We start from the raw sequence: 26,452 nt of genomic DNA on the forward strand, positions 1-26,452 counted from the left end.
GTGGAAGGTCACCCCGTAGGCGCCCAGCTCCGACAGACGCCGCACCGACACCACCGGATCCAGCTCCGCCCGGGTCGCGTCCCCGAACGGATCCCTGCCCTGCCAGCCGACGGTCCACAGACCGAACGTGAACCTGTCCTCGGGAGTGGGCTGGTAGCTCATGCCGCGGCTCCTTGCTCGCTTGCGACTATTTCGTCATGGCACTTTACAAATTAGTATGCGGACGCATTCCTGGGAAGGGACCGGGTGTCCCCGAGGAGTGACGTCTGTGCCTTCGCAGGCCGGACACCTCGTAGAACCCCAGGTCAGAGTCGCGCGGAGCCGCGCGGAAAGAGGGAGTAGCCCGATGTCAGCAGCCGAGGGTCCGCTCGTCGTCGGCGTGGACACGTCCACCCAGTCCACCAAGGCACTGGTGGTCGACGTGGCCACCGGCCGGGTCGTCGCAAGCGGCCAGGCCCCGCACACCGTGTCGTCGGGTGCGGGCCGCGAGAGTGATCCGCGCCAGTGGTGGGACGCCCTGCGCGAGGCCCTGCGGCAGTGCGGCGAGCCCGCGCGCGAGGCGGCCGCGGTGTCGGTCGGCGGACAGCAGCACGGCCTGGTCACGCTGGACGCCCAGGGAGATCCGGTGCGTCCCGCCCTGCTGTGGAACGACGTCCGTTCGGCGCCGCACGCGCGGCGGCTGATCGAGGAGCTGGGCGGCCCCAAGGCGTGGGCCGAGCGCACGGGCAGCGTGCCCAGCGCGTCGTTCACCGTCACCAAGTGGGCTTGGCTGGCCGAGAACGAGCCGGACGCCGTCCGCGCGACCAAGGCCGTCCGGCTCCCCCACGACTACCTCACCGAGCGCCTCACCGGCGAGGGGACCACCGACCGCGGCGACGCCTCGGGCACCGGTTGGTGGGCTTCCGGGACGGAGGCGTACGACGACGAGACCCTCGCGCGCGTGGGGCTCGATCCGGCGCTGCTGCCGCGGGTCGTCCGGCCGGGCGAGGTCGCCGGTACCGTGCGGGACGGTCACGGCCTGCCGTTCGCCAAGGGCACGCTGGTCGCCGCCGGCACCGGGGACAACGCCGCCGCCGCGCTGGGCCTGGGCGTCCGCCCCGGAGTCCCGGTGATGAGCCTCGGCACCTCGGGGACGGTGTACGCCGTGTCCCGGCACCGCCCCGCCGACCCGTCCGGCACAGTGGCCGGTTTCGCCGACGCGTGCGGCGACTGGCTGCCGCTGGCGTGCACGCTGAACTGCACGCTCGCCGTCGACCGCGTGGCGGCACTGCTCCACCTCGACCGGGAGGCCGTCGACCCCGGCACCGCCGTCACGCTCCTGCCGTACCTGGACGGCGAACGCACTCCGAACCTTCCCAACGCCTCCGGCCTGCTGCACGGGCTGCGGCACGACACCACCGCCGGCCAGTTGCTCCAGGCCGCCTACGACGGTGCCGTCCATGCCCTGCTGGGCGCGCTGGAACTGGTCCTCGACGCGGACGCGGACCCCTCCGCTCCCCTGCTGCTGATCGGCGGCGGCGCGCGGGGCACGGCGTGGCAGGAGACCGTACGACGGCTCTCCGGACGTCCGGTGCAGATCCCCGAAGCCCGGGAACTGGTGGCTCTCGGCGCCGCGGCGCAGGCCGCCGGAGTGCTGACCGGCGAGGACCCGGCGGCCGTCGCCCGGCGCTGGAACACGGCTGCCGGTCCGGTGCTGGAAGCCGTGGAACGGGACGAGGCGACGCTGTCCCGGATCTCCGGAGTACTCTCCGATGCGGCCCCGCTGCTGGAGCGGGGCACGCCCGGCCGCTGACGGACGTGGTACCGGCTCGACCGGGTGGCGCGCCCACTCCACCCCGGTCGGGCAGCCGCCACAGCTCCATGGGCGCGGAACCGTCCGTCCGGCGCTTTCGACCGCCCGCCGGCCGGTGGTGGCCGGTGATGGCCGGTGGCGTCCGCGATCCGCTGGTCACCGACGACCGGCGAGCAGCCGCCGTCGACCACCGCCGACCTACCACCAGCAAGCAACCGCTCGACCGGACAACCGAACAATCGAACGATGAGGACGGCCGAGCGATGAGAACGACGCAGGATTGAGGAGGCATGACCGCACCGCCGCACTCGGCCCGTCCGGGCGGCCCCGGACGTCCCCTGCCGGACACCCAGCAGGGCATGCGCCGCCGCAACCTCTCCCGGGTGCTGCACACCGTCCGTGCGGAGGGCCCCCTCTCCCGGGCCGCCGTGGCATCGCGGATCGGGCTCACCCGGGCGGCCGTCTCGACCCTCGTGGACGAGCTCATCCGGTTTCGGCTGCTGGAGGAGCTCGGTCCTGAGCGACCGGGCAGGGTGGGCCGCCCCGGTTCCGCGCTCGCGGTCAGCGCCACCGGGCCCGCCGGGATCGGCGCCGAGGTCGGTGTCGACCACCTCGCCGTGTGCGCGGTCGACCTGCGGGGCCAAGTACGGTCCCGGGCCGTGCGGCACGGCGGCAACCGGGCCCGCTCTGCCGAACCGGTGCTCGAACAGCTCACCCGCCTGGTCCGGCAGGTCGTCGACGAGACCGAGGCGGAGGGCCTGTGGCCGGCAGGACTCGCCGTGGCCGTGCCGGGGCTGGTGGCGCGGGACGGCAGGACCGTCGTACGGGCTCCCAACCTCGACTGGCACGACACCGACCTCGGTGAGCTGCTGGCCGTGGACATGCCGTTGACCGTGGACAACGAGGCCAACTTCGGCGCCCTGGCCGAACTGTGGCTCGGCGAGCGCACGCCGCCGGACTTCGTGCACGTGTCGGCGGAGATCGGCATCGGTGCGGCGGTGGTCGTGGACGGACAACTGCTGCGCGGCACCCGCGGTTTCGCCGGCGAGCTGGGGCATGTCCCGGTCCATCCCGATGGCCCGGCGTGCCGCTGCGGCGGACGCGGCTGCCTGGAGCAGTACGCCGGAGAGGAAGCGGTCCTGCGCGCCTCCGGCCTCGCACCCGGCGAGGACCGCGTCGGCCTGCTCGCGGAGAAGGCCGAGCAGGGCGACGAGAACGTTCGGCGAGCCCTCACCGACGCCGGGACAGCACTCGGCATCGCGCTGACCGGCGCGGTCAACCTGCTGGACCCGGAGGGCGTGGTGCTGGGCGGCGCCCTCGCCGAGTTGGCGCCCTGGCTGTTGCCCTCTCTGCGGGACGAACTGGCCCGGCGCACGGCGGGTCCGGCCTGTCCGGTTTCCGTGTCCGCTCTGGGGCCGCAGGGCCCACTGCTGGGGGCCGCGCACTCGGTGGTACGGACCGTCCTGGACGATCCGGCGGCGATAGCGAAGTACGCCACGCGGACCGGAACGGGTTGAGCAAGCCCCAGCGGCTGTCCGGCCTCCGCGTGCTCAACCCTGCTTCGCCCGCACCACACATCTGCCTTGGCCTGCTCGCCCCGCTCACCTCACTCGCCTCACTCGCCCCGATCGCCTCAACCGACCCAGGCGTTCGCCGCCACACAGCTGGCCTCCACTCGATCGAGTGACGGACTTATCCACAAGCGCGCGCTTGTCCACCGAACGACGTCGGGTTCTCCCACCCAACCCTCGCTGCCCGTAACGTGATTCACGCGGAACGCAACCGCCACCCGAACGGCGGGAGCGGTCGCCCGGCCCACCTCCGTACGGAGGAGCCCTCGGGTCGCGCCCGTGCTCACGTGAGTCCGCGAGCCACCCTTGGCAGACGGCCCACCCTCTTCCCCGACGCCCCCTCCTTGCCTCCCGACTTCCCTCCCCGGGTCTCCCCCACCTCACCTCCCCCACGACCCAACGCGCCGAAAGGTGACTTCCATGGAACGCACCCGACCGCTCCCGACCAGACGACGGCTCCTCGCCGGTGGCGCCGCCCTCACCGCGGCCACCTCGTACACGCTGCTGACCGGTACGAGAGCCGGCGCACGACCCCAGGACGTCGACCACCCGACCGCGGAGTGGCAGCCGGCCAGCGGTTCGAACTACACCAAGTCCAGTCGGCCCAGCGCCTATCCCGTCGACTACGTGATCATCCACGTCACCCAGGAGACCTACGCCGACACCCTGGCCATCTTCCAGAACCCGCAGAAGAAGGTGTCCTCGCACTACGTGGTGCGCTCGTCCGACGGGCACATCGCCCAGTGCGTCCGCGAGGCCGACATCGCCTGGCACGCCGGCAACTGGGACTACAACACGCGCAGCGTCGGCATCGAGCACGAGGGGTGGGTGGATCAGCCGGAGTACTTCACCGACGCGCTGTACGAGCGTTCCGCGGCACTCACCTCGGCGATCTGCGCCAGATACGGCATCCCGAAGGACCGGAAACACATCCTCGGGCACCACGAGGTGCCGGGCAGCGATCACACGGACCCGGGCCCACTGTGGGACTGGACCCGTTACATCAGACTGGTCAATGTGATGTGACGGCAGCGGCCCAGGCCACACAGCCAGCCGTCGGCTACGGGTTCTACGGCGCTACGGGCACGGGCTACGGGCTACGGGCTACGGGCAGCCAACCGCCTACGCCGCCCACCGCCCGCCGCCCGCCGCCCGCCGCTGCGGACCGATCCCGCACCCCGCCCGCCCTCAACCGAACCCCGGGAACCACGGCGCGGATTCCGACGCCACGCCCCCTCCCACGCCACCCGGGGTTCGAAAATTCCCTCCTTCCTCCCTCGCGCACACCCTTGTCAGGGACATGAACCACTCCTACAGTCCCCCCACGGACAAGCAATGGGAGCGCTCCCACACGCCCGGTGCCCGGTGGACCGGCAGCGCTTCCGCCCTCTCACGCCCCCACCCCTCTCAGAGAGGTCCCCCGCATGCGACCGTCAGCACATCAGGCTCCCGCCCTGCGCGCCCTCTTAGGGACGCTGCTCGCCGCGCTCTCCCTCATCGCGGCGCTCACGGCGTCGACCGCACCCGCACGGGCCGCCGCCGACACCACCATCTGTGAGCAGTACGGATCGACCACGATCCAGGGCCGTTACGTCGTCCAGAACAACCGCTGGGGCAGCAGCGGCGAACAGTGCGTCACCGTGAGCGACACGGGATTCCAGCTCAGCAGAGCGGACGGTTCGGTTCCGACCAACGGCGCACCGAAGTCGTACCCGTCGGTCTTCAACGGGTGCCACTACACGAACTGCTCGCCAGGCACGGCTCTGCCCGCCCGGGTGGACGGCATCGCGAGCGCGCCCACCGGCGTCTCCTACGGCTATGTCGACGGTGCCGTGTACAACGCCTCGTACGACATATGGCTGGACCCGACGCCGCGGACCGACGGGGTGAACCGGACCGAGATCATGATCTGGTTCAACCGGGTCGGTGCGATCCAGCCGATCGGCTCGGCGGTGGGCACCGCCACGGTGGCCGGCCGCACCTGGGAGGTGTGGTCCGGGAGCAACGGTTCCAACGACGTCCTGTCCTTCGTCGCGCCGGCGGCCATCGACAGCTGGAGCTTCGACGTCATGGACTTCGTCCGGCAGGCCGTCTCCCGCGGTCTCGCCCAGAACGACTGGTACCTGACCAGCGTCCAGGCCGGCTTCGAGCCCTGGCAGAACGGAGCGGGACTGTCGCTCGACGCCTTCTCGTCGACTGTGGTGACCGGCGACGGCGGGGAACCGACCGACCCCGGGGCACCGGCGGCATGCGAAGTGTCCTACGCCACGAACGTCTGGCCGGGCGGCTTCACCGCGAGCGTCACCATAAGCAACACCGGGTCGACGGCCGTGGACGACTGGCGGCTCGGGTTCACCCTGCCCTCCGGTCAGCAGATCACCCAGGCGTGGAACGCGTCGGTGAGCGGTACCGCGGGCGCCGTCACGGTGAGCGGACCGGCGCACAGTACGCGGATCGCCGCGGGCGGAAGCCAGACGTTCGGATACCAGGGCACCTACAGCGGCGCCTTCGCCGTACCCGGCGGCTTCAGCCTGAACGGCTCCGCCTGCACCACCGTGTGACGACCCCGCCCGACCGGCCCTCGACCCCGCCCGACCGGCCCGCGGCCGATCCCGACCGACCCTGGACCCATCCCGACCGACCCCCGACCCACCCCATAGGAACAGGAGATTCCATGGCTCGACGCAGCAGACTCCTCTCCCTCGCGGCGGTACTGGCCACTCTGCTCGGCGCTCTCGGACTCACCGCGCTCTGGCAGGGCAAGGCGGAGGCGCACGGCGTGGCGATGACACCCGGCTCGCGCACGTACCTCTGTCAGCTGGACGCCATCACCGGCACGGGGGGCCTGGACCCGACCAACCCCGCGTGCCAGGACGCGCTGGACCAGAGCGGGGCGAACGCGCTGTACAACTGGTTCGCCGTACTCGACTCCAACGCGGGCGGCCGGGGCGCCGGTTATGTGCCCGACGGCACGCTGTGCAGCGCCGGCGACCGGTCCCCGTACGATTTCAAGGCTTACAACGCCGCTCGGGCCGACTGGCCGAAGACCCATCTGACGTCCGGGTCGACGATAGAACTGCAGTACAGCAACTGGGCGGCGCACCCCGGTGACTTCCGGGTCTACCTGACCGAGCCCGGCTGGTCGCCGACGACCGCGTTGAGCTGGGACGACCTGGAGCTGATCCAGACGGTCACCGATCCGCCCCAGCAGGGGTCGGCCGGGAGCAGCGGCGGGCACTACTACTGGGATGTGGCACTGCCGTCGGGCCGCTCCGGTGACGCGCTGCTCTTCATCCAGTGGGTCCGCTCGGACAGCCAGGAGAACTTCTTCTCCTGCTCCGACATCGTCTTCGACGGCGGCAACGGCGAGGTGACCGGCATCCGCGGTTCGACCGGTACGCCGGACCCCACGCCGACTCCGACGCCTGACCCGACGGACCCGCCGCACACCGGGTCCTGCATGGCCGTGTACACCGTGCAGAGCTCGTGGAACGGCGGTTTCCAGGGTCAGGTCGAGGTGATGAACCACGGGACGGAGCCGCGCAACGGCTGGGCGGTGCAGTGGACGCCCGGCACCGGTACCCGCGTCTCCAACGTATGGAACGGAGCGTTGACCACCGGCTCGGACGGCACAGTGACCGTGCGGAACGTGGACTACAACCGGGTCATAGCCGCCGACTCCAGCGTGACGTTCGGGTTCACCGCGACCTCTACGGGCAACGACTATCCGACCGGAACGATCGGTTGTGTCACGCCCTGACAGTCAACGGGACCTGATAGTGATCTAGTCTGTTCAGCGCACTCTGTCCGGCAGTACCTGTTAGGCAGTACCTGTTCGGCAGTACCTGTTCGGCACGGCTTGCCCGGTACGGAGAGGCGCCGCGCGGGTTCGCGCGGCTCCTCTTACCTCACGTGCCGGTTACAAATCGCTCAACCCCTGGTTGCCGGAGGGTTATGGGGCGACGATGGGGACATGACTCTGGCCCAGCGTGCCCTGGAGCGACTGCAGGTCTGGCCCGACCTCTCGGCGGGGCCGGCCAGTTGCGGTACCGGACAGGCGCTCAGCTCCGTGCATGACGAGATCATCCACTTTCACTCGGACCGTGACGTGGATCTCCACCTGACCCAACGGGCCATCCAGCGTTTCCACTACGACCTCGGCAGTTCCAGTGCGATCCACATGATCCCCGGTTCGCGCTGGGTGACCGTGCATCTCGACTGCGAGACGGATGTCGACCTCTTGATGAGTCTGGTCAGCATCGCGCTGAAGGCCCATCAGACGTGGCCCGAGACGTGGCCCGCCACCGAGCCGCCGTCCGGCTGCAACTTCCACCGGGTCACCGTGCTCCACCGCGACGGTGTCCTGGACGGTTGAGCGCGGCCGACGACCGGCTCCGGCGACCGGTTCCGGCGACGGGCTCCGGCGGCGGGTGCCCCCGGTCAGTGACCGGCGGGTTCCGTCGAGCGGCGCAGTCCGAGGCCCGCGAGGGCCGCGCCCGCCAGGCAGAGGACGCCGGTGACGACGACGGCCAGGTGGACGCCGTTGAGGAAGGCCTGGCCGCTGGCCTCGGTCACGGCGGCCCGCAGGGCGGCCGGCATGTCGCCGGAGACCGGTGCGACGCCCATCGCGACCGCGTCCTCGGCCGATCGGAGCTTCTCCGCCAGGGCGGCGGGGACGCCCGCGCCCGTCAGTTCGCCGGTGAGGGTGGAGCCGACCTTGCTGCTGATCAGGGAGACCAGTACGGAGGTGCCGAGCGCGCCGCCGATCTGCAGGGTGGTGGCCTGCAGGCCACCGGCGACGCCGCCGTCCCTGACGGGTGCGTTGCCGACGATGGCGTCCGAGGAGGCGGACAGCACCATGCCGACACCGAGGCCGAGGGCGACGAACGGGGGCCACATCGTGGCGTAGGAGGAGTCCGTCTGCCAGGTGAGCATGCCGAAGCAGGAGGCGGCCTGGAGCACCATGCCGAGCGGCATCGTCAGCCGGGGGCCGAAGCGCTGGGTCAGCGCGGCGCCCAGCGGTGAGGCGACCAGGGAGGCGAGGCTCAGCGGGAGCGTCCGTACACCGGCCTCGACGGGGGTGAAGCCGCGGACGTTCTGGAGGTACAGCATGACGAAGAAGATCACGCCGAGCATGACGAAGAAGTTCAGGGCGGTGATGACCGCGCCGACCGTCAGGGCGCGGCTGCGGAACAGCCGCATGGGCAGCAGCGGGTGCTCGACGCGGGTCTCGTACCAGCCGAAGACGAGCAGGATCACGACGCCCGCGGCGATGGCGCCCCACGTGCCGGCCGATGTCCAGCCCCAGGTCTCGCCCTTGACGACGCCGAAGACGACGGCGAGCAGGCCGAGCGCGAGGAGGACGACGCCGGGGACGTCGAACCGGTGGTGTCCGGTGGAGTTCTTGCTCTCCGGCAGCACGAAGGCGCTGAAGGCGAAGGCGATGACGCCGATGGGGGCGTTGATGTAGAAGACCGACTCCCAGTTGACGTGCTCGACCAGGAGGCCGCCGATGATCGGGCCGAGAGCCGTGGAGACGGCGGAGACCATGGCCCAGATGCCCACGGCCATGCCGAACTTCTTCGGCGGGAAGACCGCGCGCAGCAGGCCGAGGGTGTTGGGCATCAGCAGACCGCCGAAGACGCCCTGGAGGGCGCGGAAGACGATGACGCCCTCGATCGAGCCGGACAGGCCGATGGCGACGGAGGCGAGGGTGAAGCCGGTGACGCCGACGAGGTAGTAAGTGCGCCGGCCGAAGCGGTCGCCGAGTTTGCCGCCGAGGATGAGGGAGGCGGCGAGGGCCAGCAGGTAGGAGTTGGTGACCCACTGGAGCTGGGCGGTGGACGCCTTGAGGTCGCTGCCGATCTCGGGGTTGGCGATGGCGACGACGGACGCGTCGAGCTGGACCATGAACAGGCCGAACGCGACGGCGCACAGGGTCAGCCAGGGGTTGGACCGGCGACCGCCGGTCACCGGCGCGGCGGGGCCGGCGACGGGCACGGCGGAGTGATCCACGGACGTGGACGACATGGGACGAGCCTTCTCTACGAGGGTTCAAGGGTCTGCGGAAGCAGATAGAAGACCGGCAGCGCGCCCGGTCAGCGGGCGGTGCGGCGAAGCCGACGCGGCGACGCTTCGAGAGCGTTCACGGCGGCGCCCAGCGCACCTTGCTGTCCCTCGGTGAGGGGCGAGGGGGCGTGGCGGACGCCGTCCCGTCGGCGCTCGGCGTGACCCTGCCCGGGGTGCGGGTACTCCGCGTCGGCCTTCGGGTCCAGCGTCCGGTGCGGCGGGTGAGGACGCGCCGCGGGGCCGGCGGCCACGCGGTCGATGTCCCGGCGCGGGGAGCTGGAAGCGGTCACACGAACACTTTAGCTATACCTCTATAGGTATGTCAAAGGAGCCAATGTCGGGCCTCCGGAAGCACCCGTGGGAGTGCGTTTTCCAGCCCATTCCCGCGTCGCCCGCGGCAAGCCGCCCCCGGGGGCACCGCCTTCTGGTGCACTGCCGTCACGTCCTGCCCGACTGCCCAACAGCACACACCGGGGGCTTCCGTGACACGTCGCACCAGACCAGTACTCGCCCTCCTCGCGGCCTTCGGAGCGCTGGTCGGCGCGGCTCTCGCGGGGGCCTCGCCCGCCGGGGCGGCGCCGCGGGCCGTGGAGATCGCGCCGGGCGTGACCTATGAGGAGTTCGACCTCGCGGCGGCGAAGGGGACGACCCATGCCCATGTGCTCGACGTCGACCTGGGCGTTCCGGAGGTGGGGCTCGGACTGCTCTACCCGGGGGCCGTCGCGGCGCGGGGCACCGTCTCGCGGATGGCCGGCGACCAGGGTGCCGTGGGCGGCGTCAACGGGGACTTCTTCAACATCACCGAGAGCCAGCACCCGGGTGTCGAGGCGACCGGCGCGAGCGTGGGACCGGCGGTCGCCGAGGGCCGGGCGCTGAAGGCGGCGGTGCCGGACGGGCAGCGGTTCGGACCGGCACTGCCGTCCGGTACGACCGCCGAGGCCGTGTTCGGCGTCGGTACCGACCGCCGGGCGAGGCTCGACCGGCTCGCCCTCGACGGGCAGGTCAGCACGGACGGGGGCACGCTGCCGCTCGGCGGGTTGAACCAGTACGCACTGCCGGTGGACTCGGTGGGCGCCTTCACCGGTGACTGGGGCGCGGCTTCCCGCGTGCGCGCCACATGCGGCACCGACACGGACCGGGCCGCCGCGTGCAGCACGGACACCTACGAGGTGACGGTCCGAGGCGAGCGGGTGGTATCGGTGTCCGACACTCCCGGCAGCGGGGCGATCGCCTCCGACACGACGGTGCTGGTCGGCCGCGAGGAAGGGGCGCGGCAGCTGCGGAAGCTCGGCACCGGCGACTCGGTGCGGGTCACGCACCGGCTGGTGGCGTCCGGTTCCCAGGAGCCGTTCGGCTTCGCCCTCGGCGGCTATCCGGTGCTGTCGGGAGGCGAGCCGTCGGCCGGACTGGACGACCGTACGTCCGCCGTGCGGACCGCGGTGGGCGTCGCGGACGGGGGCCGGCGGGTGCTGCTGTTCGCGGTGGACGGCGCGGCCGAGTACCGCGGCGGGCTGACGATCGCCGAGGTGGCCGAGGCGCTGCGCGCACGGGGCGCGACGGAGGGCTTCAGCCTGGACGGCGGCGGCTCGACGACGCTGGTCGCCCGCGCGCCGGGCGCGAGTGGCGTCACGGTGCGCAACCATCCAAGCGGCGGCTCCGAGCGCGCCGTCGCGAACGGGATCGGCGTCTTCACGGACGCCTGACCCCACGAGGTCATGGTCTGAAGCTGCTGACGATCTCGGCCGTCGCGATCAGACCGCTGTTGATGGTGGGGGCCATGTTCGTGCTCGCCAGGTAGAAGCCCAGCAGCAGGCAGACGAGCGCGTGGGAGACCTTCAGGCCGCCGTTGCGCAGGAAGATCACCGCCAGGATCGCGAGCAACAGCACCACAGAGATGGAAACGGCCATCGTCAACTCCCTCCGCCACGCCGCGATGTCTGGTTCACGGCGTTCGGCCGCAAGTGTGGCGTAGCGGAGGGTTCGTCCGGGCGGCTGTGCTGTCCTCCGAACGTGTGGTGTCGTGCCGGGTGTTCTACTCCACCCCTGCCGCGCCCCTACTCCGCCCGGTGCGCGTCCAGGAACGCTTCCAGTCCGGCGAGGTCGTCGGTGTTGATGTGGTCGACGTCCGCGGCGAGCAACTCCGTCCACACCGCGTCGCGGGCCGGTCCCGCGACGTCGGGCGTGGCCCAGAACCGGACGCGCCGGCCCTGTGCGTGGGCGGCGGAGACGATGCCGCGCAGCTTGCGCCGTTCGGCGACAGGGAAGGCGCCCACGCCCTGCCAGGTGAAGTTGAGTGTCCAGTTGTCGCTGATCAGGGGGGCGAAGGAAGCCGGAGCGGCGGTGCCGAGGTCGGTGAGGCGGCCGTCGTAGAAGGCGCGCCGTTCGGTCTGGGCCTCCATGGGGACGCGGGCCGCCCGGTCGCCGGAGATCACGGCGGTGACCGGGCCGGTGCGGACCCGGCCGTGGGCGTACGAGGTGAACAGATGGCGGTAGCGGCGCAGGCGGCGGTCGAGTTCGAGGTAGGTCGAGGCACCCTCGGTCTTGATGTCGACGAGCAGTTGCAGCGGGCGCTGGTGCCCCCGGTAGACCTGGCCGCCCTGGGCACGGACGCGGGCGGCGAGCGGGTCGAGGTACAGCGCTTCGAGGGTGCGGGCCGGGTCGAGGTCCTCCGGGTCGTGGGCGACGAGGAGTTGGCCGTCGACGAGGTAGATGTCCGTCTCGACGCTGCCGAAGCGGTGGTCGAGGGCGTCGAGGAGGGGGCGGGGGTGCTCGTAGTCGTTGTGGGCGTGGGCACGCCACAACGGGCGCGGGCGGTGCGTCCGTTCGCCGGCCAGCGCGGTGCCGGCGGGCAGGGCGACCGAGACCGCGAGTGCGGCGCCGAGGGTGGTGAGGGCTCTGCGGCGGGTGGTGCGGGCCATGCTCTGCCTCCCTGGTGGGCCTTACGGGACCTCAGTGAGTATGCGAGGCGGAAGGGGTTCGGGAGCAGTGCCGTGCGGGGAATTGGCCGATGTGCCGCCACCTGTTCATTCTCACGGGGTGCGTGGACACGCGGCAGCGCCCGCCCGGACGAGGCCGGGCGGGCGCTTCTCGGGACGGTTCAGGGGGCGGGCAGTTCCACCAGTTCCGCGAGCGCCGCGTGGTGCGCGCCGGTCGTGCCGTAGGCGATCGAGTCGGCCTTGGCCCGCTTCAGGTAGAGGTGGACCGGGTGCTCCCACGTCATGCCGATACCGCCGTGCAGTTGCAGTGCCTCCCCCGCGGCGCGGACGGCGACGGGCCCGGCGTACGCCTGCGCGACGGCGACGGACACGTCCGCGTCGCGGTCGGCGGCGAGCGCGTCGGCGGCGGCGCGGGCCGCGGCACGCAGGTGGACGGTCTGGAGCCACAGGGCGGCGAGCCGGTGCTTGAGCGCCTGGAACCCGCCGACGGGCCGGTTGAACTGCTTGCGCTCCTTCAGGTAGCGCACGGTTTCGGTCAGCGACCAGTCGGCAAGGCCCAGTTGCTCCGAGGCGAGCAGTCCGGCGCCGGAGCGCAGGGCGCGCCGTACGGCGGGTTCCGCGTCGCCCAGCCGCTCCCCCGGCGCCCCGTCGAGCGCGATCCTCGCCACGGGGCGGGTGAGGTCCAGGGAGCTCAGCGGGGTGACGGTCGCGTCGGCGGCGCGCACCGCGTACAGGCCGCCGTCGTCGGCGGGGACGAGCAGTACGTCGGCGACGGCGGCGTCCGCGATGCCGGTCAGCTCGCCGCGCAGGGTGCCGTTCTCCAGCCGTACGGCGGGGAAAGGGGCGCCCGGGGCGGTGTGCAGCCCGACGGCGAGGGCACCGATCCGGCGGCCGGAGGCCAGCTCGCCGAGCAGTTCCCCGACACCGGAGCCGGAGCCGAGGCCAGATCCGGAGCCGACGCCGGAGCGGGAGCCAGTGCCGGAGCCGACGTCAGATCCGGAGCCGGAGCCGGAGCCGGACAGGGCCAGCAGTGCCTCCGTGGCCACGACGGCGCTGGTCAGGTACGGCACGGGCGTGACGGCGCGGCCCAGTTCCTCCAGGACGACGGCCACTTCGCGGTGACCGGCGCCCTGGCCGCCGTACTCCTCGGGGACCAGCAGACCGGCCAGGCCCATCCCCTCGGTGAGGGACTTCCACACCGCCAGGTCGTGCGGGGTGTCCGTCTCCGCGCGCGTGATCACGTCCGCCGGGTCGGCGTGGTCGGTGAGCAGGTCCCGGACGGCGGCGCGCAGCGCCTCCTCTTCCTCCGCGTACAAGAGATCGCTCATCGGGAGAGGTCCTTCCATGCGACGTCCTTGTCGGTACGCGGTTCCGTGGGCAGACCGAGGACCCGCTCGGCGACGATGTTGAGCAGGATCTCGCTGGTCCCGCCCTCGATGCTGTTGCCCTTGGAGCGCAGGTAGCGGTAGCCGGCCTCGCGGCCGGTGAAGTCGACCAGCTCCGGGCGGCGCATCGTCCAGTCGTCGTACAGCAGGCCCTCCTCGCCGAGGAGTTCCACCTCCAGGCCGCTGATCTCCTGGTTCAGGCGGGCGAAGGCCAGTTTCATGCCGGCACCCTCGGGGCCGGGGTGACCGGCGGTGAGCTGCTGGCGCAGCCGCTCACCGGTGAGCCGGGCGACCTCGGCCTCGACCCACAGGCCCAGCAGCCGCTGATGCAGGGCGTGGGTGCGCAGTGCGGGGCGTTCGCGCCAGGTCCTGGAGACCGGGCCGATCATGCCGCCCTCGCGGGGCAGCCGGGCGCCGCCGATCGCGACGCGCTCGTTGTTGAGGGTGGTCTGCGCGACGCGCCAGCCGTCGCCGACCTCACCGAGGCGGCGGGAGTCGGGGATGCGGACCCCGGTGAGGAACACCTCGTTGAACTCGGCCTCGCCGGTGATCTGCCGCAGCGGGCGGACCTCGACGCCGGGATCGGTCATGTCGCAGACGAAGTAGGTGATGCCGCGGTGTTTGGGCACGTCCGGGTCGGTGCGGGCGATGAGGATGGCCCAGCGGGCGAGGTGCGCGCTGGAGGTCCACACCTTCTGTCCGTCGACGACCCAGCTCTCGCCGTCCCGGACGGCGCGGGTGCCGAGCGCGGCGAGGTCGGACCCGGCGCCCGGCTCGCTGAACAGCTGGCACCAGACCTCCTCGCCGGTCCACAGCGGGCGCAGGAAGCGGTGCTTCTGCTCCTCGGTGCCGTACTGGAGGACGGTCGGCGCGGCCATGCCGAGGCCGATGCCGATGCGGCGGGGGTCGTTGTCGGGCGCGCCCGCGGCGGCCAGTTCGGTGTCGACGACGACCTGGAGGGAGCGGGGGGCGCCGAGCCCGCCGAGCCCCTCGGGGAAGTGCACCCAGGCGAGTCCCGCGTCGAAGCGGGCCCGCAGGAAGTCGAGGCGGTCGGTGGCGGCGGGCGGGTGCGCGGCCAGCAGTGCGCTCACGCGGTGACGCAGGTCGTCGGCGTCGGTCATGCCGCCTCCCCCTTCTCGGAGTCGTCCGTGACGACGGCCACCCGGCCGGTCGTCACGCCGTCGGCGACGCGCTGCACTGCCGCGGCGGCGCCGTCCAGCGACACCCGCTCGCTGACCAGGGGTTTGACGACTCCCTGTGCGGCCAGTTCGGTGAGCTGCTCGTGGCACTGCCGGACCACCGCGGGGCTCTTGGTGTTGTACAGGCCCCAGTGCAGGCCGAGGATCGCGTAGTTCTTCACGAGCGCGTGGTTCAGCGCGGGGGCGGGGATGTCGCCGCTCGCGAAACCGACGACGACGATCCGGCCCTCGAAGGCGACGGTCTTGGCCGACTGCCGGTAGGCGGCGCCGCCTACCGGGTCGTAGATCACGTCGGCGCCGTGTCCGCCGGTGGCGTCCTTCACGGCGGTGATCACGTCCTCGCTCCGCCGGTCGACCACCACGTCGCAGCCGAGCGAGCGGGCCGCCGCGGCCTTCTCCGGACCGCCGACGACGCCGATGACCCGGGCGCCGGCCGCCTTGCCGAGCTGCACGGCGGCGCTGCCGACCCCGCCCGCGGCGGCGTGCACCAGCAGCGTCTCGCCGGCCTCCAGGCGGGCCCGGCGGTGCAGACCGAACCAGCCCGTCTGGTAGCCGATGTGCAGCGCGGCGGCCTCGGCGTCGTCCAGCGCGTCCGGCGCGGGCAGCAGGGCCGCGGCGTCCGCGACGGTGTACTCGGCGAAGCCGCCGTGCGGCAGCGCCGGGGTGGCCAGGACCCGGCGGCCGTCCTCGGTCTCCGCGCAGACCTCCACGCCCGGCGTGAACGGCAGCGGCGGCCTGACCTGGTACTGGCCCCGGCAGAGCAGGGCGTCCGGGAAGTTGACGTTCGCGGCGCGCACCTTGAGCAGGACCTGCCCCTCGGCCGGGGTCGGCGGCGGGACCTCCGTGAGGCGCATCACCTCGCCCGGCTCGCCGTTCTCGTGCACCTGCCATGCCTGCATGCGGGGCCTCCACCGACTGCGTCGTCCGTCCGGGTCCACCGCATACTAAGCGGTCGCTTGCACCCGAGGGAACAGTCACCGGGGAGGCAAAGGGGCCGGACCTCAGGACCGGGCGGGCCGCGCCCGTACGTGCATCCGCTCGCCCTGCGGCCCGAACAGGCTGAGGAACTCCACCGGCCCCTCCCCCGCCGGCCCGAACCAGTGCGGCACCCGGGTGTCGAACTCGGCGGCCTCCCCGGCGGCGACCACCAGGTCGTGGTCGCCGAGGACCAGCCGGAGCCGGCCGGAGAGCACGTAGATCCACTCGTATCCCTCGTGGGTCCGCGGGTCCGGGGCGTCCTGGCCCGGGGGGATCAGGATCTTGAACGCCTGGAGGCCGCCGGGCTGGCGGGTGAGCGGCCAGTAGACCCGGCCGTGGCGCCGGATCGGCTCGGACCGCACCCGGGGGTCGCCGACCGGCGGGGCGCCGACCAGTTCGTCCAGCGGCACCTGGTGGGCCTGGGCGATCGGCAGCAGCAGCTCCAGGCTCGGCTTGCGCAGCCCCGATTCCAGCCGGGAGAGGGTGCTCAGGGAGATCCCGGTCGCCTCCGACAGCCCGGCGAGGGTCACCTCGCGCTCCTTGCGCAGCTGGCGCAGGCGCGGGCCGACCCCCGCGAGAACATCGTCCGTCGTCATGCCCTTATTGCAGATACAGCAAATCCATTTGTCAATACGGCACCTTCGGAGCGACCTTCTGGTCAGGAGGTGGTCACCGTGACCGAGAGCAACGAGAAGCAGTACCTGGATGACACTTTCGACGTGATTGTCATCGGCGGCGGCTCCGCCGGTCTGTCCGCCGCGCTGACCCTGGGCCGCGCACGGCGCCGCACCCTCGTCGTCGACGCCGGCGAACCGCGCAACGCGCCCGCCGCCCACATGCAGGGCTATCTGTCCCGGGACGGGATGTCCCCCGCCGAGTTCCTGGCCGTCGGCCGCGAGGAGATCGCGGCGTACGGCGTGGAACTGGTCCGCGACCGGGCCGTGAGCGTCTCCGAGAACGCCGGGGGCACCAAGGGCGAGGACTTCGCCGTGGAGCTGGCAGGCGGCCGCACCGTGCGGGCCCGGCGGCTGGTCGTCACCACCGGGCTGAAGGACGAGCTGCCGGCGGTGCCCGGAGTGGCCGAGCGGTTCGGCCGGGACGTGCTGCACTGTCCGTTCTGCCACGGCTGGGAGGTGCGCGACGAACGGTTCGGCGTGCTCGCCTCCGGTCCGACGAGCGCGCACCAGGCGCTGATGGTCTCCGGCTGGTCGGACGACGTGACCCTGTTCCTGCACCACGTCAACGAGTCCGAGCTGTCCGACCAGGACCTGCGCAGGCTGGCCGCGGCCGGGGTGAAGGTCGTGCCCGGCGAGGTCGCGGAGCTGGTCGTCGAGGACGACCGGGTCACCGGCGTACGGCTCGCGGACGGATCGGCGCACGCCCGTTCGGTGCTGTTCGTCGCGCCGCGCGCCGTGCCGCGGACCGGCCTGCTGGAGCAGCTCGGCGCCGAACTGACCGAGACCCCGTTCGGTTCGTACCCCGTCGTCGACGCGACCGGCCTGACCAGCGTGCCGGGGGTGTGGACCGCCGGGAACGCGAGGGGCTTCGGGGAGCAGGTCGTGCACGCGGCCAGCGGCGGCTACCGCGCGGCGACGGCGATCGTCGGCGACCTGATCATGTCGGACCTGGACGTCTCTCTCCCCGACGACCAGGACGCTTCCCTCCCCGGCGACGACCAGGTGTGAGGCGGGCCCTCCCGGTGCACCATGAAGGGCATGCTGCTGGCCCGGTTGGCGCAAGTGTCCCGGGAGGTCGCCGCCACCTCGGCGCGGTCCCGGAAGACCGTCCTGCTCGCGGAGTTGTTCCGGGAGGCGGAGCCGGACGACGTGCCGGTCGTCATCCCGTACCTGGCGGGGCGGCTCCCGCAGGGGCGCATCGGCGTCGGCTGGAAGGTGCTCGGCCGGCCGGTCGAGCCCGCCGCGGCTCCCGCGCTGACCGTGCGCGCGGTGGACGCCGCGCTCACCCGGCTCGCCGCCGTCTCCGGTCCCGGCGCGCAGGCCGAGCGGGTCAGGCTGGTCGGCGAGCTGATGGGCGCGGCCACCGAGGACGAGCAGCGTTTCCTGCTCGGGCTGCTCACCGGCGAGGTCCGGCAGGGCGCCCTGGACGCGGCCGCGGTGGAGGGACTCGCGCAGGCCACCGGGGCGGACCCGGCGGACGTGCGGCGGGCGGTGATGCTGGCGGGCTCCCTGCGGACGGTGGCCGAGGCGCTGCTCGCCGAGGGTCCCGGGGCGCTCGGCCGGTTCCGGCTCACCGTGGGCCGCCCGGTGCTGCCGATGCTGGCGCACAGCGCCTCCTCGGTGGCGGAGGCGGTCGGCAGGCTGGGCGCCTGCGCGGTCGAGGAGAAGCTCGACGGCATCCGCGTACAGGCGCACCGCGACGGGGAGTCCGTACGGCTGTACACGCGCACCCTCGACGACATCACCGACCGGCTGCCCGAAGTGACCGCGGCGGTGCTCGAACTGCCCGGTGACCGGTTCGTGCTGGACGGGGAGGTCATCTCGTTCGGGCCCGACGGGCGGCCGAGGTCGTTCCAGGAGACCGCCGGGCGGGTGGGTTCGCGCACGGACGTCGCCGCGGCGGCCCGGGAGGTGCCGGTCTCCCCCGTCTTCTTCGACGCCCTGATGGTCGACGGCCGCGATCTGCTCGGCCTGCCGCTGACCGGGCGGCACGCGGAGCTGGCCCGGCTGGTCCCGGAGCCGATGCGGGTGCGGCGCCTGACCGTGCCGGGGACCGAGAACGTGGCGGCGGCGGAGAAGTTCCTCGCCGTCACGCTGGAGCGCGGCCACGAGGGCGTGGTGGTCAAGGGCACCGACGCGGCGTACAGCGCCGGGCGGCGCGGGGCGTCCTGGCTGAAGGTGAAGCCCGTGCACACGCTGGACCTGGTGGTCCTCGGTGCCGAGTGGGGGCACGGCCGGCGCACCGGCAGGCTCTCCAACCTGCACCTGGGCGCCCGCGCCGCCGACGGCTCCTTCACCATGCTCGGCAAGACGTTCAAGGGCATGACGGACGCGCTGCTGGCCTGGCAGACGGAGCGGCTCGGTGAACTGGCCGTCGAGGAGCACGGCTGGGGCGTGACCGTCCGCCCCGAACTGGTCGTCGAGATCGCCTACGACGGTCTGCAGCGCTCCACCCGCTACCCGGCCGGCGTCACCCTCCGCTTCGCCCGGCTGCTCCGCTACCGCGACGACAAGCGCCCGGAGGAGGCGGACACGGTGGAGTCCCTCCTCGCGGCCCACCCGGAGGTGCGGCCGTGAGGCGCAGCGCCGGGCTGCTGCTCTTCCGCCGTACCGCCGAGGGCGGCACGGAGGTGCTGCTCGGTCACATGGGCGGCCCCTTCTTCGCCCGCCGCGAGCAGGGCGCGTGGACGGTCCCGAAGGGCGAGTACGAGCCGGACGAGCCGGCGTGGGACGCGGCGCGCCGCGAGTTCGAGGAGGAACTGGGGCTGGAGCCGCCCGAGGGCGCGGACGCCGTTCCCCTGGGCGAGGTCCGCCAGTCCGGCGGCAAGACCGTCACCGTCTGGGCGGTGGAGGCCGACCTGGACCCGGCGGCGGTCGTCCCCGGCACCTTCCGGATGGAGTGGCCGCCGCGCTCGGGCCGGATCCAGGAGTTCCCGGAGCTGGACCGCGTCGCGTGGCTCACCCTCGACCGGGCCCGCGAGGTGATCGTCAAGGCCCAGACCGCGTTTCTCGACCGTCTGGCGGAGCACTCGCACCGATGAGTCCGTGTCACCCGCACGGACCCGCAGGACGAGTCCCTTCGCGTTGCGGCCCCCGGCGCCCCGCGCGAAGGTGCTGAGTACAGAGCGCCCCCAGGAGGTCGGCCATGCCCATCGCGACGGTGAACCCGGCGAACGGCGAGACGGTCCGGACGTACGAGGCCATGGACGAGGAGGAGGTCGAACGGCGGCTCCAGCTCGCCGAGGCCACCTTCCGTACGTACCGGACGTCGTCGTTCGACGAGCGGGCCCGGCTGATGCACCGGGCGGCCGACCTGCTGGAGAAGGACCAGGAGGAGATCGGCAAGGTCATCACCCTGGAGATGGGCAAGCCGGTCAAGCAGGCCCGCGCCGAGGCCGCGAAGTGCGCCAAGGCGATGCGCTGGTACGCCGACCGGGCCGCCGGGCTGCTGGCCGACGAGGAGCCGGACGAGGCGGACGTGCGCGACTCGGGCGGCTCCCGGGCGCTGGTGCGCTACCGGCCGCTCGGGCCGGTGCTCGCGGTGATGCCGTGGAACTTCCCGCTGTGGCAGGTGATCCGGTTCGCGGCGCCCGCGCTGATGGCCGGCAACGTCGGCCTGCTCAAGCACGCCTCGAACGTGCCGCGGACCGCCCTGTACCTGGAGGACCTGTTCCACCGCGCGGGTTTTCCCGAGGGCTGTTTCCAGACCCTGCTGATCGGCTCCGCCGCGGTCGACGACATCCTGCGCGACGAGCGGGTGAAGGCTGCCACGCTGACCGGCAGCGAGCCCGCGGGCCGCGCGGTCGCCTCCACCGCCGGAGAGATGATCAAGAAGACGGTGCTGGAGCTGGGCGGCAGCGACCCGTTCGTCGTCATGCCGTCCGCCGACATCGACCGGGCGGCCGAGGTCGCGGTGACCGCGCGCGTGCAGAACGCCGGGCAGTCCTGCATCGCCGCCAAGCGGTTCATCGTGCACGCCGACGTCTACGACGCCTTCGCGGAGCGGTTCGTGGCCGGGATGAAGGCGCTCAGGACCGGCGACCCGATGGACGAGGACACCGATGTCGGGCCGCTCTCCAGCGAGCAGGGCGTCGACGACCTGGCCGAGCTGGTGGACGACGCGGTACGCGGCGGGGCGACCGTGCTCTGCGGCGGTGAGCGCCCCGACGGGCCCGGCTGGTTCTACCCGCCGACCGTGCTCGCCGACATCACCCGTGAGATGCGCGTCCACAACGAGGAGACCTTCGGCCCGGTCGCCACGCTGTACCGCGTGGCCGACCTGGACGAGGCCGTGCTGCTCGCCAACGACACCGGGTTCGGGCTCAGTTCGAACGTGTGGACGCGCGACGACGCCGAGGTCGACCGCTTCGTACGGGACCTGGAGGCGGGCGGCGTCTACCTCAACGGCATGACCGCCTCGCACCCGGCGCTCCCGTTCGGCGGTGTCAAGCGGTCGGGCTACGGCCGTGAGCTGTCCGGGCACGGAATCCGGGAGTTCTGCAACATCACCACCGTATGGCACGGAGCGTGAGACATCCGCGACTACGATCCTCTCCTGTGACCCGCGAAGTGACCCTCCCCCTGATCGTCGACGACCGCGGCACCCTGCAGGTGTCCGCTGCGGACGTGAGCAAGCTGCTGCGCACGGTGGGCGGACGGTGGCTGCGTCTGGTCGAGACCGGCGAGGACGGCCGGCTGGACGAGGACACGGTGGCGGCCCTCACCATCGAACTGGCCAAGCTGGCCGACCGGATCGACGTGGCCTGCATCGCCCACAGCAGCGGACAGTCTTCCTAGGACTTCTGAGCAAGCCCCTCGGTGGTCTCCTCGGCGGCCCCGGGCCGCTCCAGTTCCCACAGGCTCTGCCAGAACATCGCCTCGTACGCCTGGAGCAGCCGTCCGTAGCGGTGCACGAGGTCCTCGCTGACCGGTCCGCCGTCCAGGCCCGCCTGGACGGCGGCCGTCGCCGCGTGCTCCAGGTCGGGGTCGGGTGCGGCGAAGAAGTCGAAGAAGGCGCACGCCTCGTCGGTGAAGCCGTGGTGCCGGCGCAGCGCGTTCCCGACGGTCGCGCAGTAGCCGCCCCAGGCGGAGAAGTTGGCGTGCAGCGCGAGGACGGTCTCGGCGGGCGACCCGTTGAGCGCGAGCCACGCCACGTAGGCGGGGTAGGCCTGGCAGCCCGGCAGCGGCTCGTGGGCCACCGTCCGGCTCTCCCCGACGCCGCAGGCCGTGGCGAACGCCTCCAGTTTCCGCGCGGCGAGGGCCTCGCCCCGGGCGAGCGCGGTGAAGTACGCGGCGAGCGGCGGCGTTCCCTCGGTCCGGTGCGCCAGGTAGACGAAGGCGCGGTGGTCGGAGTCGATCACCCAGCGCTGTTCCAGGGCCAGCGCGGCGAGGGTCTCGGGGCCCACCGCGCCGCGCGCCACCGCAGGGAGGAGCCGGTTGGTCCGGGGGTCGGGGGCCAGCTTCCCGGTGGTGGTCTCCAGCAGTCGCCGTGCCGTCGCGCCCATCGCTTCCTCCGTCGCCTGCGCCGTGCGGTTCCGCGTCCACCTCACACGGTCCCCGAGACGGAGTAACCCCGCGAGAGATCGGCGTCCCGGCGGGTGAGTGTGGGAGGAACACCCCAGAGGTGTGGACCATTTCTGACCGGGGGGCGCGAGCCCTTCCGGACGGCGAAAGCAGGCACGGTTCATGGCGACTTTGTGCAGACCCTCGGTGTCCGTCCCGGAGCACGTGATCACGATGGAGGAGACGCTTGAGCTGGCGCGGGAGCGCCACGCCGACCACCCCAACCTGCCGCTGGCGCTCCGGCTGATCGAGAACACCGGCGTCCGCACCCGGCACATCGTGCAGCCCATCGAGGAGACCTTGAAGCACCCCGGCTTCGAGGACCGCAACAAGCTCTACGAGGCCGAGGCCAAGGCCCGGGTCCCCGACGTGATCCGGCGGGCGCTGGACGACGCGGAGCTGCTGCCCACGGACATCGACGTGATCATCTACGTCTCGTGCACGGGGTTCATGATGCCCTCGCTCACGGCGTGGCTGATCAACGAGATGGGCTTCGACAGCACGACCCGGCAGATACCCATAGCCCAGCTGGGGTGTGCGGCGGGCGGCGCGGCGATCAACCGGGCGCACGACTTCTGCACGGCGTACCCCGAGGCCAACGCGCTGATCGTGGCCTGCGAGTTCTGCTCGCTGTGCTACCAGCCCACCGACATCGGCATCGGCTCGCTGCTCTCCAACGGCCTTTTCGGCGACGGCATCGCCGCCGCGGTGGTCCGGGGCCGGGGCGGCACGGGCGTCCGGCTGGAGCGCAACGGCTCGTACCTGATCCCCAGGACCGAAGAGTGGATCATGTACGACGTGAAGGCGACCGGCTTCCACTTCCTGCTGGACAAACGGGTGCCGGCGACGATGGAGCCGCTCGCCCCCGCGTTGATCAGGCTGGCCGACTCCCACGGCTGGGACGCCACCGACCTCGATTTCTACATCATCCACGCGGGCGGCCCGCGCATCCTGGACGACCTGAGCAAGTTCCTCCAGGTGGAACCGCACGCGTTCCGGTTCAGCCGGGCGACGCTGACCGAGTACGGCAACATCGCCAGCGCCGTCGTCCTGGACGCGCTGCGCCGGCTCTTCGACGAGGGCGGCGCCCCCGACCGGGCGCGCGGGCTGCTGGCCGGATTCGGACCGGGCATCACCGCGGAGATGTCACTGGGCCACTGGCAGACGGCGGACGAGACACAGGGCGTGAGACGAACGTGAGCGACGAGACGATCCCCCGGACCCTCCCCGTACGGGACTGGCCGGCCCTTGACCTGGCCGGCACCGACTACGACCCGGTGCTGCGGGAGCTGACCGCCGAGGGCCCCGTCACCCGGATCTCGCTGCCCAACGGCGAGGGCTGGGCCTGGCTGGTGACCCGGTACGACGACGTGCGGCTGGTCACCAACGACCCCCGGTTCGGCCGCGCGGCCGTGATGGAGGGGCAGGTCACCCGGCTCGCCCCGCATTTCATCCCGTCGCCGGACGCGGTCGGTCTGCTGGACCCGCCCGATCACACGCGGCTGCGCCGCTCGGTGGCCGCCGCCTTCACCGCCCGGGGTGTGGAGCGCATCCGCGAGCAGTCCCGGGCCCTGCTCGACGAGCTGGTCGACGCGATGCTGGCCCAGGGGCCGCCCGCCGATCTCACCGACGCGGTGCTCGGCCCGTTCCCCATCGCGGTGATCTGCGAGCTGATGGGGGTGCCCGCGGCCGACCGGCACTCCATGCACACCTGGACCCAGCTGATCCTCTCCTCCTCGCACGGCGCCGACGTCAGCGAGCGGGCCAAGCAGGAGATGGGCGCCTACTTCTCCGATCTGATCGGGCTGCGCGAGAACAGCACGGGCGAGGACGTCTCCTCGCTGCTCGGCGCCGCCGTCGGCCGGGGCGAGATCACGCTCCAGGAGGCCGTGGGGCTGGCGGTGCTGCTGCAGATCGGCGGCGAGGCGGTCACCAACAACAGCGGGCAGATGTTCTTCACGCTGCTGACCCGTCCCGCGCTGGCCGGCCGGCTGCGCGCGGAGCCGGAGATCCGGCGGCAGGCCATCGACGAACTGCTGCGCTGGATCCCGCACCGCAACGCCGTGGGCCTCGCCCGGATCGCGCTGGAGGACGTGGAGGTCCAAGGGATCACGATCCGGCGCGGCGAGCCGGTCTACGTCTCCTACCTGGCCGCCAACCGGGACCCCGAGGTGTTCGCCGACCCGGAGGACATCGACTTCTCGCGCGTCCGGAACCCGCACGTGGCGTTCGGTTTCGGCCCGCACTACTGTCCGGGCGGGATGCTGGCCCGGCTGGAGTCGGAGCTGCTTGTCGACGCCCTCCTTGACCGGGTGCCGGGGCTGCGGCTCGCGGTGCCGCCCGAGGAGGTCCCCTTCAAGAAGGGCGCGCTGATCCGCGGGCCCGAGGCCCTGCCGGTCACCTGGTGAGCCGACGATGACGGCGACGGAGGGGCTGCTGGTGCCGCCGGGGCACGGCCGGGTGGTCGAGGCCCCGGCGCAGCACGTGACCTTCAAGGTGACGGGCTCGCACTCGCGCACGGCCTCGACCTTCGAGGTGATCGTGCCGCCCGGCTTCGACGTCGGCGCCCATGTGCACACCCGCAGCGAGGAGCTGTTCTACGTCCTGGAGGGCGAGCTGGACGTCCTCGCGTTCGAGCCGCGGGTGCGCACCCCGGACAGCTGGCGGCACTGGGAGTCCGGCTCGGGGAACCGGGTGGTCCGCGCCGGCCCGGGGACGGTCATCGTCGTCCCGCCGGGGTGCCCGCACGCGTTCGCCAACCCGACGGACACCCCGGCGAAGATGTTCTTCCAGGCCAGCCCGCCCCCGGACCACGAACGCTACTTCGAGGAACTCCTGGAGATCCTCCAGTCCGGCGGCCCCCCGGACCACGAGGCGATCGAGGCGCTACGGACCAAGTACGACATCCAGCAACTCACACCGCTGAAACACGGCTGAGGGGGGGCGGCGCCCCGCAAGGGGCGCGGGGAACTGCGCGCCCAGCCACGCACAGCCCGCTGACCGCATCGCACAGCCCCCCGACGGCGCTACCGGATGGACATCCCCGACAACGTCCGGGCGATCACCAGCCGCTGGATCTCACTGGTCCCCTCGAAAATCGTGTAGATCGCGGAGTCACGGTGCATCCGCTCCACGGGATACTCCCGCGTGTACCCGTTGCCGCCCAGGATCTGGACCGCCTGGGCGGTCACCTTCTTCGCCGTCTCGCTCGCGAACAGCTTGGACATCGACCCCTCGGCGGCCGTGAACGGCTTGCCGTTGATGGCCATCCAGGAGGCGCGCCACACCAGCAGCCGGGCGGCGTCGACGGACGTGCGCATGTCGGCGAGCTGGAAGGCGACGCCCTGGTTGTCGATGATCGGCCGGCCGAACTGCTCACGGGTCTTGGCGTATTCGAGGGCGACCTCGTAGGCGGCGCGCGCCGTGCCGACGGCCATGGCGCCGACGGCCGGGCGGGACGCCTCGAAGGTGGCCATCGCGGCGTTCTTCAGACGCTCGCCGCCCTTCTTGGCCTTCTCCCGGGCACGGGCGAGGCGCGCGTCCAGCTTCTCCTTGCCGCCGAGCAGGCAGGAGCCGGGGACGCGGACGCCGTCGAGGACGACCTCGGCGGTGTGCGAGGCGCGGATGCCGTGCTTCTTGAACTTCTGGCCCTGGGAGAGTCCGGGCGTGCCCGGCGGGACGATGAAGGAGGCGTGGCCCTTGGAGCCCAGCTCCGGGTCGACCACGGCGACGACCACGTGGACATTGGCGATACCGCCGTTGGTCGCCCAGGTCTTGGTGCCGTCGAGCACCCACTCGTCCTTGGCCTCGTCGTAGACGGCACGGGTGCGCATGGCGGACACGTCGGAGCCGGCGTCGGGCTCGGAGGAGCAGAAGGCGGCGACCTTGACGTCGTTGACGTCGCCGTACATCTGCGGGATCCAGGTGCCGATCTGCTCCTCGGTGCCGTTGGCGAGGACGCCGACGGCGGCGAGGCCGGTGCCGACGATCGACAGGGCGATGCCCGCGTCGCCCCAGAACAGCTCCTCCATGGTCATGGGGATGCCGAGGCCGGTGGCGTCGAAGTACTGCTGGGCGTAGAAGTCGAGGGAGTAGATACCGACCTTGGCGGCCTCCTGGATGACCGGCCAGGGAGTCTCCTCACGCTCGTCCCATTCGGCGGCGGCGGGACGGATCACGTCGGCGGCGAAGCCGTGGAGCCAGTCCCGGACCTCCTTCTGTTCGTCGTTGAGCTCCATGGTGAACTCGGCCATGTCCCCTCCAGTGACGCACGTACGTGTTAC

24 protein-coding genes and 2 pseudogenes are annotated in these 26,452 nt (G+C 72.2%); 15 read left to right on the top strand and 11 right to left on the bottom strand.

Features of this window, described 5'->3' with window-relative positions; translation table 11 throughout:
* Positions 1–162: pseudogene (locus tag UW392_RS00710) on the bottom strand (xylose isomerase); the annotation flags it as partial.
* A gap of 184 nt (positions 163–346) precedes the next feature.
* Between UW392_RS00710 and xylB the strand changes: the two are divergent.
* The 6 genes from xylB (at position 347) to UW392_RS00740 (ending at position 7,738) form a co-directional block, all read left to right on the top strand.
* A complete protein-coding gene (gene xylB, locus UW392_RS00715) occupies positions 347–1,792 on the top strand; it encodes a xylulokinase (protein ID WP_320772835.1) in 1,446 nt (481 codons plus the stop codon).
* A gap of 290 nt (positions 1,793–2,082) precedes the next feature.
* Positions 2,083–3,309 (top strand): ROK family transcriptional regulator, encoded by a 1,227-nt coding sequence (locus tag UW392_RS00720; RefSeq protein ID WP_320772836.1) that lies wholly within the window; start codon positions 2,083–2,085, stop codon positions 3,307–3,309.
* A 474-nt stretch (positions 3,310–3,783) separates the two neighbouring features.
* The gene (locus UW392_RS00725; protein WP_320772837.1) at positions 3,784–4,389 is read left to right on the top strand and encodes an N-acetylmuramoyl-L-alanine amidase; all 606 of its coding nucleotides are present in this window, start codon (positions 3,784–3,786) and stop codon (positions 4,387–4,389) included.
* Between the two features lie 398 nt (positions 4,390–4,787).
* Positions 4,788–5,924 carry a GH12 family glycosyl hydrolase domain-containing protein gene (locus UW392_RS00730; RefSeq protein ID WP_320772838.1) on the top strand — a complete coding sequence of 379 codons (1,137 nt, stop codon included), beginning with the start codon at positions 4,788–4,790 and terminating at the stop codon, positions 5,922–5,924.
* Positions 5,925–6,037: 113 nt separating this feature from the next.
* Positions 6,038–7,123 carry a lytic polysaccharide monooxygenase gene (locus tag UW392_RS00735; protein WP_320772839.1) on the top strand — a complete coding sequence of 362 codons (1,086 nt, stop codon included), beginning with the start codon at positions 6,038–6,040 and terminating at the stop codon, positions 7,121–7,123.
* 213 nt (positions 7,124–7,336) lie between these two features.
* Positions 7,337–7,738 (top strand): luciferase family protein, encoded by a 402-nt coding sequence (locus tag UW392_RS00740; protein WP_320772840.1) that lies wholly within the window; start codon positions 7,337–7,339, stop codon positions 7,736–7,738.
* Between the two features lie 65 nt (positions 7,739–7,803).
* Here the strand turns inward: UW392_RS00740 and UW392_RS00745 are convergent, their stop codons facing one another.
* Complete coding sequence (locus UW392_RS00745; protein ID WP_320772841.1) at positions 7,804–9,393, bottom strand: MFS transporter; 1,590 nt, start codon at positions 9,391–9,393, stop codon at positions 7,804–7,806.
* 68 nt (positions 9,394–9,461) lie between these two features.
* The gene (locus tag UW392_RS00750; protein WP_320772842.1) at positions 9,462–9,722 is read right to left on the bottom strand and encodes a hypothetical protein; all 261 of its coding nucleotides are present in this window, start codon (positions 9,720–9,722) and stop codon (positions 9,462–9,464) included.
* Positions 9,723–9,965: 243 nt separating this feature from the next.
* Here UW392_RS00750 and UW392_RS00755 point away from each other — a divergent pair, with 243 nt between their 5' ends.
* Positions 9,966–11,135, top strand: coding sequence for a phosphodiester glycosidase family protein (locus UW392_RS00755; protein WP_414495359.1), 1,170 nt, complete (start codon positions 9,966–9,968; stop codon positions 11,133–11,135).
* 10 nt (positions 11,136–11,145) lie between these two features.
* On the opposite strand, the gene UW392_RS00760 is transcribed toward UW392_RS00755, so the two are convergent.
* From UW392_RS00760 to UW392_RS00785, 6 genes are all read right to left on the bottom strand, one after another.
* Positions 11,146–11,340 (bottom strand): hypothetical protein, encoded by a 195-nt coding sequence (locus UW392_RS00760; RefSeq protein WP_320772844.1) that lies wholly within the window; start codon positions 11,338–11,340, stop codon positions 11,146–11,148.
* 146 nt (positions 11,341–11,486) lie between these two features.
* Positions 11,487–12,350: a phosphatidylinositol-specific phospholipase C/glycerophosphodiester phosphodiesterase family protein gene (locus UW392_RS00765; RefSeq protein ID WP_320772845.1), complete on the bottom strand. Its 864-nt coding sequence runs from the start codon at positions 12,348–12,350 to the stop codon at positions 11,487–11,489.
* 179 nt (positions 12,351–12,529) lie between these two features.
* The gene (locus UW392_RS00770; RefSeq protein ID WP_320772846.1) at positions 12,530–13,696 is read right to left on the bottom strand and encodes an acyl-CoA dehydrogenase family protein; all 1,167 of its coding nucleotides are present in this window, start codon (positions 13,694–13,696) and stop codon (positions 12,530–12,532) included.
* Positions 13,693–14,874, bottom strand: coding sequence for an acyl-CoA dehydrogenase family protein (locus UW392_RS00775; protein WP_320772847.1), 1,182 nt, complete (start codon positions 14,872–14,874; stop codon positions 13,693–13,695). Before UW392_RS00775 ends, UW392_RS00770 begins: the two co-directional genes overlap by 4 nt.
* The gene (locus tag UW392_RS00780; protein WP_320772848.1) at positions 14,871–15,851 is read right to left on the bottom strand and encodes an NADPH:quinone oxidoreductase family protein; all 981 of its coding nucleotides are present in this window, start codon (positions 15,849–15,851) and stop codon (positions 14,871–14,873) included. The genes UW392_RS00775 and UW392_RS00780 overlap by 4 nt, the downstream gene beginning before the upstream one ends.
* A 102-nt stretch (positions 15,852–15,953) precedes the next feature.
* A complete protein-coding gene (locus UW392_RS00785) occupies positions 15,954–16,526 on the bottom strand; it encodes an XRE family transcriptional regulator (RefSeq protein ID WP_320772849.1) in 573 nt (190 codons plus the stop codon).
* A gap of 78 nt (positions 16,527–16,604) precedes the next feature.
* Between UW392_RS00785 and UW392_RS00790 the strand changes: the two genes are divergently transcribed.
* The 5 genes from UW392_RS00790 to UW392_RS00810 all read left to right on the top strand — a co-directional run bounded on the left by UW392_RS00790 (position 16,605) and on the right by UW392_RS00810 (position 21,404).
* A complete protein-coding gene (locus UW392_RS00790) occupies positions 16,605–17,615 on the top strand; it encodes an NAD(P)/FAD-dependent oxidoreductase (RefSeq protein ID WP_320772850.1) in 1,011 nt (336 codons plus the stop codon).
* A gap of 30 nt (positions 17,616–17,645) precedes the next feature.
* Complete coding sequence (locus UW392_RS00795) at positions 17,646–19,184, top strand: ATP-dependent DNA ligase (RefSeq protein WP_320772851.1); 1,539 nt, start codon at positions 17,646–17,648, stop codon at positions 19,182–19,184.
* Complete coding sequence (locus tag UW392_RS00800) at positions 19,181–19,648, top strand: NUDIX domain-containing protein (protein ID WP_320772852.1); 468 nt, start codon at positions 19,181–19,183, stop codon at positions 19,646–19,648. Before UW392_RS00795 ends, UW392_RS00800 begins: the two co-directional genes overlap by 4 nt.
* A 104-nt stretch (positions 19,649–19,752) precedes the next feature.
* Positions 19,753–21,138, top strand: a complete 1,386-nt coding sequence (locus UW392_RS00805) for an NADP-dependent succinic semialdehyde dehydrogenase (protein WP_320772853.1) — start codon at positions 19,753–19,755, stop codon at positions 21,136–21,138.
* A 26-nt stretch (positions 21,139–21,164) separates the two neighbouring features.
* Positions 21,165–21,404, top strand: coding sequence for a DUF6213 family protein (locus UW392_RS00810; protein WP_320772854.1), 240 nt, complete (start codon positions 21,165–21,167; stop codon positions 21,402–21,404).
* Here UW392_RS00810 and UW392_RS00815 read toward each other — a convergent pair.
* Entirely contained in the window at positions 21,401–22,111 is a 711-nt protein-coding gene (locus tag UW392_RS00815; protein WP_320772855.1) for a transcriptional regulator, read from the bottom strand. The genes UW392_RS00810 and UW392_RS00815 overlap by 4 nt on opposite strands.
* Before the next feature lie 172 nt (positions 22,112–22,283).
* Between UW392_RS00815 and UW392_RS00820 the strand changes: the two are divergent.
* The 3 genes and pseudogenes from UW392_RS00820 to UW392_RS00830 all read left to right on the top strand — a co-directional run.
* Positions 22,284–23,369: pseudogene (locus tag UW392_RS00820) on the top strand (type III polyketide synthase); the annotation flags it as partial.
* Positions 23,366–24,577, top strand: coding sequence for a cytochrome P450 (locus tag UW392_RS00825; RefSeq protein WP_320772856.1), 1,212 nt, complete (start codon positions 23,366–23,368; stop codon positions 24,575–24,577). The pseudogene UW392_RS00820 and the gene UW392_RS00825, both read left to right, overlap by 4 nt.
* Before the next feature lie 7 nt (positions 24,578–24,584).
* Positions 24,585–25,106, top strand: a complete 522-nt coding sequence (locus UW392_RS00830) for a cupin domain-containing protein (protein ID WP_320772857.1) — start codon at positions 24,585–24,587, stop codon at positions 25,104–25,106.
* An 89-nt stretch (positions 25,107–25,195) separates the two neighbouring features.
* Here the strand turns inward: UW392_RS00830 and UW392_RS00835 are convergent, their stop codons facing one another.
* Positions 25,196–26,422: an acyl-CoA dehydrogenase family protein gene (locus UW392_RS00835; RefSeq protein ID WP_320772858.1), complete on the bottom strand. Its 1,227-nt coding sequence runs from the start codon at positions 26,420–26,422 to the stop codon at positions 25,196–25,198.
* Between the last annotated feature and the right edge of the window lie 30 nt (positions 26,423–26,452).

This window comes from Streptomyces sp. CRN 30 (assembly GCF_034105845.1).

What these genes read in the sequence shown, in the direction of transcription:
- xylB (WP_320772835.1), top strand. Translation starts at nt 347, where the DNA reads ATGTCAGCAGCCGAGGGTCCGCTCGTCGTCGGCGTGGACACGTCCACC.
- UW392_RS00720 (WP_320772836.1), top strand. Translation starts at nt 2,083, where the DNA reads ATGACCGCACCGCCGCACTCGGCCCGTCCGGGCGGCCCCGGACGTCCC.
- UW392_RS00725 (WP_320772837.1), top strand. Translation starts at nt 3,784, where the DNA reads ATGGAACGCACCCGACCGCTCCCGACCAGACGACGGCTCCTCGCCGGT.
- UW392_RS00730 (WP_320772838.1), top strand. Translation starts at nt 4,788, where the DNA reads ATGCGACCGTCAGCACATCAGGCTCCCGCCCTGCGCGCCCTCTTAGGG.
- UW392_RS00735 (WP_320772839.1), top strand. Translation starts at nt 6,038, where the DNA reads ATGGCTCGACGCAGCAGACTCCTCTCCCTCGCGGCGGTACTGGCCACT.
- UW392_RS00740 (WP_320772840.1), top strand. Translation starts at nt 7,337, where the DNA reads ATGACTCTGGCCCAGCGTGCCCTGGAGCGACTGCAGGTCTGGCCCGAC.
- UW392_RS00745 (WP_320772841.1), bottom strand. Translation starts at nt 9,393, where the DNA reads ATGTCGTCCACGTCCGTGGATCACTCCGCCGTGCCCGTCGCCGGCCCC.
- UW392_RS00760 (WP_320772844.1), bottom strand. Translation starts at nt 11,340, where the DNA reads ATGGCCGTTTCCATCTCTGTGGTGCTGTTGCTCGCGATCCTGGCGGTG.
- UW392_RS00765 (WP_320772845.1), bottom strand. Translation starts at nt 12,350, where the DNA reads ATGGCCCGCACCACCCGCCGCAGAGCCCTCACCACCCTCGGCGCCGCA.
- UW392_RS00770 (WP_320772846.1), bottom strand. Translation starts at nt 13,696, where the DNA reads ATGAGCGATCTCTTGTACGCGGAGGAAGAGGAGGCGCTGCGCGCCGCC.
- UW392_RS00775 (WP_320772847.1), bottom strand. Translation starts at nt 14,874, where the DNA reads ATGACCGACGCCGACGACCTGCGTCACCGCGTGAGCGCACTGCTGGCC.
- UW392_RS00780 (WP_320772848.1), bottom strand. Translation starts at nt 15,851, where the DNA reads ATGCAGGCATGGCAGGTGCACGAGAACGGCGAGCCGGGCGAGGTGATG.
- UW392_RS00785 (WP_320772849.1), bottom strand. Translation starts at nt 16,526, where the DNA reads ATGACGACGGACGATGTTCTCGCGGGGGTCGGCCCGCGCCTGCGCCAG.
- UW392_RS00795 (WP_320772851.1), top strand. Translation starts at nt 17,646, where the DNA reads ATGCTGCTGGCCCGGTTGGCGCAAGTGTCCCGGGAGGTCGCCGCCACC.
- UW392_RS00805 (WP_320772853.1), top strand. Translation starts at nt 19,753, where the DNA reads ATGCCCATCGCGACGGTGAACCCGGCGAACGGCGAGACGGTCCGGACG.
- UW392_RS00815 (WP_320772855.1), bottom strand. Translation starts at nt 22,111, where the DNA reads ATGGGCGCGACGGCACGGCGACTGCTGGAGACCACCACCGGGAAGCTG.
- UW392_RS00830 (WP_320772857.1), top strand. Translation starts at nt 24,585, where the DNA reads ATGACGGCGACGGAGGGGCTGCTGGTGCCGCCGGGGCACGGCCGGGTG.
- UW392_RS00835 (WP_320772858.1), bottom strand. Translation starts at nt 26,422, where the DNA reads ATGGCCGAGTTCACCATGGAGCTCAACGACGAACAGAAGGAGGTCCGG.